At 67.3% G+C, this 4,172-nt stretch carries 4 protein-coding genes; all 4 read left to right on the forward strand.

Features of this window, described 5'->3' with window-relative positions; translation table 11 throughout:
• Positions 1 to 606: aldehyde dehydrogenase family protein (locus EG885_RS21900; protein ID WP_479724684.1), on the forward strand; the 606-nt coding region annotated here is incomplete at its 5' end.
• 52 nt (positions 607 to 658) lie between these two features.
• Positions 659 to 1,609, forward strand: coding sequence for a galactofuranose ABC transporter, galactofuranose-binding protein YtfQ (gene ytfQ, locus EG885_RS21905; protein ID WP_131578916.1), 951 nt, complete (start codon positions 659 to 661; stop codon positions 1,607 to 1,609).
• 58 nt (positions 1,610 to 1,667) lie between these two features.
• The gene (locus tag EG885_RS21910) at positions 1,668 to 3,185 is read left to right on the forward strand and encodes a sugar ABC transporter ATP-binding protein (protein ID WP_131578917.1); all 1,518 of its coding nucleotides are present in this window, start codon (positions 1,668 to 1,670) and stop codon (positions 3,183 to 3,185) included.
• A partial coding sequence (locus tag EG885_RS21915; protein WP_131578919.1) for an ABC transporter permease occupies positions 3,182 to 4,172 on the forward strand: 991 nt, incomplete at its 3' end. The genes EG885_RS21910 and EG885_RS21915, both read left to right, overlap by 4 nt.

Here is a 4,172-nt window from a genome sequence, read left to right on the forward strand (position 1 = left end):
AATCCCGGTCTGGTGATCCTGCCCTCGGGTGCCGCCGACGCCTTTGCCGATGCGGCCGCCGCCGCGCTGACGGATGCCCCCGCGCAGGTGATGCTGGCCGACGGCATCGCCGCCGCCTATCGCGACGGCGTGGACCGCCTGTCAGGTGCCGCCACCCCCGTCGCCAAGGGCGACAATAGCGGGCGTCAGGCGCGCCCGGCGATTTTTCGCACCACCGCGCAGCAGTTCATCGCCGATCACGCCCTGGGGGCCGAGGTGTTCGGCCCCGCCGGTCTGATCGTGGCCGCCGACAGCGACGATCAGATGCTGGATCTGGCGCGTGCGCTGGAAGGCCAGCTGACCGTGACGCTGCAGATGGACGAGGGCGATACTGCGCTGGCCGCGCGGCTGATGCCGGTGCTGGAACGCAAGGCGGGCCGCATTCTGGCCAATGGCTGGCCCACCGGGGTCGAGGTCGCCGATGCCATGGTGCATGGCGGCCCCTATCCGGCCTCGACCAATTTCGGCGCGACCAGCGTCGGGACCATGGCGATCCGGCGCTGGCTGCGCCCGGTCTGTTTCCAGAACATCCCCGACGCCTTGCTGCCACGGGATCTGCGCGACTGAGGAGGCCGCGCAGCACGCCACCACGTTCGACATCTTTAGGGAGGATATCACGATGACCAAGACACTGATGACGACGGTCGCCGCACTGGCCTTGTGCGGGACCGCAGCCGCAGCCCAGACCGTGGGCTTTTCGCAGATCGGTTCGGAATCGGGCTGGCGGGCGGCGGAAACCACGCTGACGCGCCAGCAGGCCGAGGAACGCGGCTATACGCTGCAATTCTCGGATGCGCAGCAGCGGCAGGAAAACCAGATCGCCGCGATCCGGTCCTTTGTCGCGCAAGGCGTCGATGCGATCCTGCTGGCCCCGGTCGTGGCCACCGGATGGGATTCCGTCCTGCAAGAGGCGCAGGAGGCCGAGATCCCCGTCGTGCTGCTGGACCGTCAGGTCGACAGCGATGACAGCCTGTATCTGACCTCGGTCGGGTCCGATCTGGTCCACGAGGGCGAGGTCGCGGGCCAGTGGCTGGTCGATGAGGTCGCAGGCGAGCCGTGCCGCATTGTCGAATTGCAGGGCACCACCGGCTCCAGCCCCGCGATCGACCGCAAGACCGGCTTTGAAAACGCCATCGCGGATCATGAAAATCTGGAAATCGTGCGCAGCCAGACGGGCGATTTCACCCGCGCGCAGGGCAAAGAGGTCATGGAAAGCTTTCTGCAGGCCGAAAATGGCGGCGCCGACATCTGCGCGCTGTATGCCCATAACGACGACATGGCGGTCGGCGCCATTCAGGCCATCAAAGAGGCCGGTCTGGCACCCGGAACCGACATTCTGGTCGTGTCCATCGACGCCGTGCCCGACATCTTTCAGGCCATGGCCGCAGGCGAGGCCAATGCGACGGTCGAGCTGACCCCGAACATGGCCGGTCCCGCCTTTGACGCGCTCGAGGCGTTCTGGGCGGATGGGACGACGCCTGAAAAGTTCATTCAGACGGAATCCAGGCTGTTCACCCAAGCCGACGATCCGCAGGGCGAATACGACCGCCGCAAGGATCTGGGATACTGACAGGCACCGGGCGGGCCACGGCTTTGGCCCGCCCGATCCTTGGAAAGGGCTTATGACGATGCTGCTTTCGATCCGCTCGCTGACCAAGGTTTTTCCCGGCACCCGCGCGCTGGACGATGTCGATCTGGACATCGCGGCGGGCGAGGTTCACGCCCTTCTGGGCGAGAATGGCGCCGGAAAATCCACGCTGATCAAATGCCTGACCGGCGCCTATCGCCGCGACGGGGGCAGCGTCACGCTGGACGGCGCGCCGATTGATCCCCGATCCACCCGAGAGGCGCAGGCCCTGGGCATCGGCACCGTCTATCAAGAGGTCAACCTGCTGCCCAATCTGACTGTGGCGCAGAACCTGATGTTCGGGCGCGAACCGCGCCGTTTCGGGATGATCGACCCGCGCGCCATGCGGGTTCAGGCGCGCGAGACGCTGGCGCGTTACGGGCTGGATGTCGATGTGGACCGCGATCTGGGCACCTGTCCCGTCGCCATCCAGCAGATCATCGCCATCGCCCGGGCGGTCGAAATCTCGGGCAAGGTGCTGATTCTGGACGAGCCGACCGCCAGTCTGGATGCCCGAGAAGTTCAGATGGTCTTTGACGTGCTGCGCACCCTGCGCGACCGGGGCATGGCCATCGTCTTTGTCTCGCATTTTCTGGATCAGGTGTTCGACCTGACCGACCGGGTCACCATCCTGCGCAACGGGCGCAAGATCATCACCACGCCCACTGCCAGCCTCAGCCGGATGACGCTGGTCGAACATATGCTGGGCCGCGCGCTGGACGAGGTGGTGCAAGCCCCGCCCGCAGGCGCCGATGCCGCGCCCCGCACGCCGCTGCTGTCGTTTCAGGGGATGGGCCGGGCGGGCACCATCGCGCCCTTCGATCTGGCCGTCGGCGCGGGCGAGGTCGTGGGGCTGGCGGGCCTGCTGGGATCGGGACGGACAGAAACGGCGGAACTGCTGTTCGGCCTGCGCCCCGCGCAGACCGGCACCGCGCGCGATCAGGACGGCCCGTTGGATTTGCACAGCCCCCGGGCAGCCATCGGCGCGGGCTTTGGCTTTGCCCCCGAGGATCGCAAGACCGACGGCATCGTCGCCGATCTGTCGATCCGCGAGAATATCATTCTGGGACTTCAGGCGCGGCGGGGCTGGGCGCGGCCCATTCCCCGGGCTGAACAGAACCGGCTGGCCGATGATTACATCAAGCAGCTGGATATCCGCACCTCGGGCCGTGAAAAACCCATCGGAGAGCTGTCGGGCGGCAATCAGCAAAAGGCCGTGCTGGCCCGCTGGCTGGCGATGAACCCGCGTTTCCTGATTCTGGACGAACCCACACGCGGCATCGATGTCGGCGCCCATGCCGAGATTTTGCGTCTGATCCGCACCCTGACGGCGGGCGGCATGTCGGTTCTGGTCATCAGCAGCGAGATCGACGAGATGGTCGTCGTCGCCGACCGGGTCATCGTGCTGCGCGACCGCGCCCATGTGGCGGAACTGACGGGCGCGCAGGTCTCGGGGGATGCGATCATGCGTGCGATCGCGCAGGATGGCGACGCGCAGGATGACGGGGTGGCGGCATGAGCGCGCTGTCCCGCATCGCCCCTCAGCTGATCGCGCTGGCCGCGCTGGTGGCGCTGGTCTCGGTCTTCTATCCGGCCTTTCTGACGGTCGAGATCCGTGACGGACGGCTGGTCGGGCCGGTCATCGACATCCTGAAACGCGGCGCGCCGGTGGCGCTGCTGGCGATCGGCATGACGCTGGTCATCGCGACGCGCGGCATCGACCTGTCCGTCGGTGCGATCGTGGCGATCTGCGGCGCCGCCGCCGCGTGGGCGATCTCGCAAGGCTGGGGGATGGGGCCCGCGCTGGCGCTGGCGCTGGCGGCGGGGGCCCTGGCCGGGCTGTGGAACGGTGTTCTGGTGGCGCTGGTGGGCATCCAGCCCTTTGTCGCGACGCTGATCCTGATGACGATGGGCCGGGGCGTTGCGCAGCTGATCACCGAAGGCCGCATCCTGACCTTCAACGATCCGGGCTTTTCATGGCTGGGATCGGGCATCGCCTTCGGCCTGCCGGTGCCGGTCTGGATGTGGCTTCTGGCCGGGATCATCGTCGCAGCCCTGATGCGGCGCACCGCGCTTGGGCTGTTGATCGAATCCGTGGGGATCAACCGGCGCGCCTCGCGGCTGGCGGGGGTCAATGCGACGGTGCTGCTGATCGCGGTCTATGTCGCCTCGGGCCTCTGCGCCGCGCTGGCGGGCATCGTCGAGACCGCCGACATCAGGGGCGCCGACGCCAACAATGCCGGCCTGTGGCTGGAGCTGGACGCCATTCTGGCCGTGGTCATCGGCGGCAATTCCCTGCTGGGGGGGCGGTTTTCCATCGCGGCCTCGATCCTGGGGGCGCTTATCATCCAGACCATCACCACGGGCATCCTGCTGGCGGGCTTTCCGTCCGAATACAATCTGGTCATCAAGGCCGGGCTGGTGCTGATCATCCTGATCCTGCAATCGCCGCGCATCTCGGCCGAGTGGCGGCTGATGCGCGACAGCCGCCGCGCCCAGCCCAGAC

This window comes from Paracoccus nototheniae (genome assembly GCF_004335005.1).
Lineage (GTDB): Bacteria > Pseudomonadota > Alphaproteobacteria > Rhodobacterales > Rhodobacteraceae > Paracoccus > Paracoccus nototheniae.